At 65.1% G+C, this 3,865-nt stretch carries 5 protein-coding genes; 2 read left to right on the top strand and 3 right to left on the bottom strand.

What is annotated here, in order from left to right; genetic code table 11:
- Positions 1 to 669 precede the first annotated feature (669 nt).
- Positions 670 to 1,470 carry a heme-binding protein gene (locus H0W38_RS18450; RefSeq protein ID WP_292456818.1) on the top strand — a complete coding sequence of 267 codons (801 nt, stop codon included), beginning with the start codon at positions 670 to 672 and terminating at the stop codon, positions 1,468 to 1,470.
- 10 nt (positions 1,471 to 1,480) lie between these two features.
- Positions 1,481 to 1,801 carry a hypothetical protein gene (locus H0W38_RS18445; protein ID WP_292456815.1) on the top strand — a complete coding sequence of 107 codons (321 nt, stop codon included), beginning with the start codon at positions 1,481 to 1,483 and terminating at the stop codon, positions 1,799 to 1,801.
- 23 nt (positions 1,802 to 1,824) lie between these two features.
- Here the strand turns inward: H0W38_RS18445 and H0W38_RS18440 are convergent, their stop codons facing one another.
- From H0W38_RS18440 to H0W38_RS18430, 3 genes are all read right to left on the bottom strand, one after another.
- Positions 1,825 to 2,172: a hypothetical protein gene (locus tag H0W38_RS18440; protein ID WP_292456813.1), complete on the bottom strand. Its 348-nt coding sequence runs from the start codon at positions 2,170 to 2,172 to the stop codon at positions 1,825 to 1,827.
- A 121-nt stretch (positions 2,173 to 2,293) separates the two neighbouring features.
- Complete coding sequence (locus H0W38_RS18435; RefSeq protein WP_292456819.1) at positions 2,294 to 3,049, bottom strand: SDR family oxidoreductase; 756 nt, start codon at positions 3,047 to 3,049, stop codon at positions 2,294 to 2,296.
- 508 nt (positions 3,050 to 3,557) lie between these two features.
- Complete coding sequence (locus tag H0W38_RS18430) at positions 3,558 to 3,803, bottom strand: hypothetical protein (protein ID WP_292456811.1); 246 nt, start codon at positions 3,801 to 3,803, stop codon at positions 3,558 to 3,560.
- Positions 3,804 to 3,865: the final 62 nt, after the last annotated feature.

The following is a 3,865-nucleotide window of genomic DNA, read 5'->3' as shown; positions in this document are numbered from 1 at the left end:
GGTTACAGGCGGTCGTTTTTTCACCGCGCCAGTTTAGTTGCTGATGACTGCTACTGCGCTATGAATGCTTATCGAAATAGCGCGCCACTCGGCCAACGCGTCGAGCCGTTTCAGACGGTCCAGTTCGACGGCTGATGGTCCGTGGGACGCAGGGGGCCGGCTGCTCGCCGCGCACGTTCCCGCGCCAGAGCAGGCCCCGGCGGCACTTGCCCACCATGGTCAGCCTCGTTGGCGACGTGTTTGCAACTCCGACGCCTGCCGGCGCGACACGCCAGGTCACGGCTGTGGCCAGTTCAGAAACGACTGACTTGCTCCAGACCGGCCGTTCACTGATACCGGCAGTCGGCCACAAGCCGTCGCTGGCGAAGGGCGGCTATAGGGCGTCGCGCCTGTGCTCGGTCGCTCAAGCTTGCGTTCGAGATCGACCTCGAGCAATGCCCTAACTGCGGCGGCGAGCTCAAGATCATCGCCGCCGGCGCCCTGGCCGTCCTGAGGTGATTGCCCGCGCTCCTGTCGGGCACATGGCGCGATCAAATACGCAGTTCGCATGCCAATGGGTGGTGTCATGTATGGGATGGATCCGTACCGGTCGCTTGCGCAAACATACGTTCGCTTGTTCAAAGCAATCAACGAATACGCATAACCAGTTAACCAGTCACAGGAGGTCTCATGTCGCGCCAGTCATCGATCCGTAGCTTGCTTGCCCTCGGTATCCTGGCCGCCGTGCTGCCAGTACAGGCCGCCCCGACCAACCCGCCCAACAACTGCGCGGGCCTGCCCGACAGTGCGACGCTGGAGACTGCGCTGAAAACTGCCACCGGGGCTTCCAATGGTGGCTTCGATCTGCCGATGTGGGCCACGGTCGTCAATCGCTATGGTGTCGTGTGCGCGGTCGCAACGACCGCTTCGGAGATGGATGGTGCCTGGCTCAACAGCCGAGTCATCTCGGCCCAGAAGGCCTACACGGCCAACGGATTCAGCCTGCCCGGCTTGGCGATATCGAGCGCCCAACTGTTCTCCGCCACGCAGCCGGGCGGTTCGTTGTTTGGACTGCAGCACAGCAACCCGGTCGATCCGCGGGTCGTGTACCGCGGCGACTCCACCAAGTACGGCACCGCGACGGACCCGATGCTGGGCCTGAAGCCGGGCGGCATCAATGTCTTCGGTGGCGGGCTGGCGCTCTACAGCGGCGCGACCAAGCTCGGTGCGCTCGGGGTCAGCGGCGATTCGTCCTGCGCCGATCACAACATCGCCTGGCGTGCGCGCAATGAACTGTCCAAGGTCGGTGGCACCGTGTCGGTGACCAACAGCGTTCCGAGCGGCCTGCGCACGGCGCAAGTCGGCACGACCGCCCAGCCGGTGGCGGCCTCAGGCAAGGGCGACGACGGCATCATGTACGGCACCACCGGCTTCCAGCACGCCTCTTGCGGCGGCGCCGAGGCGGCGCAGACCCTGCCCGCGCTCAACTGAAGGAGTTCGCATGAACCCCGTCACCCGAGCGCGTGCTCGTTCCGGTGGGCTCGCCGTCGGCATCCTCTGGGCTCTCGCCGGTTGCGGCGGAGGCTCCGACTCGGACCCACCGTCTGCGGCAGCTCCGGCGCAGAACACACCCACCGCCCAGCAGATCGCGAGCAGTCAACAGGCGCTTGACGCAACGGCTGGGCCGTCGATCAGCGGCAGTCCGACGGCAGCCGACATCGCGGCCGCGCAACTCGCCCTCGATGGCAACACCACCAGCGGCACAGCCGACATCGCGCAGACGCAAGCGGCGATGGATGCATCGGCACCGCTGGTGCCTTAGCAGTAGCCGACGGCGCGACCTCGTCAGGGCGCTGCGGCCGCAGCGCTCGCGGCGAGGCCTCGTTGCAGGGTTGCCAGCTCGTGCTGGCGCCTGATCTCGGCCTCGGCCGCATGAAACTCCCGCATGGCCACGTCTCGCTGCGCCTGCCTTTGCTCAGGTGACGTGCTTTTGCGCCACGCGCGCTGCGCCCCTTCCGCGGCGCGCAGCATCTGGTCCCGCAGACGCAAGCCCTCGGCGACTCGCTGGTGATCGGCCTCTCGCTCACGCCAGACCCAGGCGCCGCCCGCGATGACCAGAACGGCCGCGAGCGCCAGCCCTACTGCAAACCACAGCCGTCGCGCCCTGCGTGTTGTTTGCGGTGCCGGGATCATGGGGTGAGGGCGGGCAGTGAGCGGGTGGCTTGCCTACGAAGCGCAGACCAACCTGCTGGGGCACCTGACGAATGCACCTCGGTGGTGGCTCCCCTGATCCGGTGGATCCGCGCTCCGGCAGTCACTGCGTGGTGTAGCCGCCGTCCACTGGCAGGTTCTGCCCGACCACAAATGAGGCGGCGTCCGAACACAGCCAGACCACAGCCTCCGCAACTTCCTCCGGCATCCCGATTCGCCCTATTGGATGGCGTGCCGTGATCATCGATTCGAACTCGGGATCGGCGGCAATGAATGGGTCCAGGATCGGTGTGCGTATCGTGCCGGGGTTCACTGCGTTGATCCGTATGCCCTGGGTCGCGTACTCCAGCGCGGCTGCGCGGGTCAACCCCACCACGCCGTGTTTGCTGGCGACGTAAGCCGACGCGCCGGGAGCGCCCACCAGTCCCCAGATCGACGCGGTGTTGACAATGGCTCCGCCGCCCTGTTTGAGCATCTGCTGGATCTCGTACTTCAAGCACAACCACACGCCTTTGAGATTTATGCTCATGACGCGGTCCCAGGCATCCTCTGAATAATCGTGGACAGCGGACCCGATGGCTCCCGCGATGCCGGCGTTATTGAATGCACAGTCCAGGCGGCCATACAGTCCGACCGCCCTGTTGACCAGTGTCTCGACGTCGCCCCGTTTGGATACGTCGGCTGCGATAAAGACGGCTTGGCCGCCGGAGTCACGAATCGCACACGCTGTGCCTTCACCGGCGGCAAGGTTGATGTCTGCGACGACCACCGTGGCACCCTCTCTTGCGAAGACCAGCGACGACGCCCTGCCGATGCCGGTGCTTCCGCCGGTCACCAAAACCACTTTACCTTGCATCAGTCTGGCCATTTAAGCCTCCCTTCCGCAATGATTCGTAGCGTACTCCAGCCAATAGCGTCGGATGTCCCTAGGTTGAAGGCGACCCTCTACGTAGGCTAAGGCCTGTGCGGAAGCAACGCGAGGGGGCGGATACAGGGGGAATAAGGGAGCTTTGTCCCGGCACCGCGCCGCGGCGATGCAAGCCTATGGCCGCATGGAGCAGGACAAGACGCTTGAGGTCGATGCGACCGAAATTCGCATCCGCGCCATCCGGCGCAGACTGTGGGCCGATGCAGGGCCGATGCCGCCGTGGGACTGGAGAGCAAAACGCAGTAGCACCCGATCAGGGCGGCGCAAGAGCACACCACGGTCGGCGAGCTGATGAGCAGTGGATCGCGCGCTGAAGCCGCGCAATCCGTAGGCCCTGCGAGGGCTTGCGGCGTTAATCAGTCTGGCCGGATTCTGGCGTGCGTTGGGATGATCGTAAGCGTGGCCTCAAGGCCCTCTTGACCGAGAAGCTGGGAGGGGACTACAGCAGGTCGCTTTCGCCGTCGTTGACCTCGTCGATGAACACGTCATTCGACCAAGCCAAGCCGATGGCCTTGTCCAGGCGCTTCAGCAGAGCGTTGAGGCTCTCGCCATCGCGACGCACAAGCATCGCGAGGCAGTTGCTGCCATCGGCGGCCGTGGCCGCGCACTCGTGAGGTGGTAACGCGCCGAGCGTGATCTCGCCGCCTTCCTCGATCAGGGCCTCGATGTAGTTCGTCAGGGCCATCTGCCGCTCAGACCTTGACCTCTGCGAGTCGGTCGTTGACCTCGATGCTGTCGAAGGCCGCA

Source organism: Methylibium sp. (assembly GCF_013817365.1).
Classification (GTDB): Bacteria; Pseudomonadota; Gammaproteobacteria; order Burkholderiales; family Burkholderiaceae_C; genus Methylibium.
This window is presented reverse-complemented; position numbering and strand designations above follow the sequence as displayed.

Bases quoted from the DNA above. Each gene is read 5' to 3' on its own strand.
- H0W38_RS18445 (WP_292456815.1), top strand. From the start codon at position 1,481: ATGAACCCCGTCACCCGAGCGCGTGCTCGTTCCGGTGGGCTCGCCGTC.
- H0W38_RS18440 (WP_292456813.1), bottom strand. From the start codon at position 2,172: ATGATCCCGGCACCGCAAACAACACGCAGGGCGCGACGGCTGTGGTTT.
- H0W38_RS18450 (WP_292456818.1), top strand. From the start codon at position 670: ATGTCGCGCCAGTCATCGATCCGTAGCTTGCTTGCCCTCGGTATCCTG.
- H0W38_RS18430 (WP_292456811.1), bottom strand. From the start codon at position 3,803: ATGGCCCTGACGAACTACATCGAGGCCCTGATCGAGGAAGGCGGCGAG.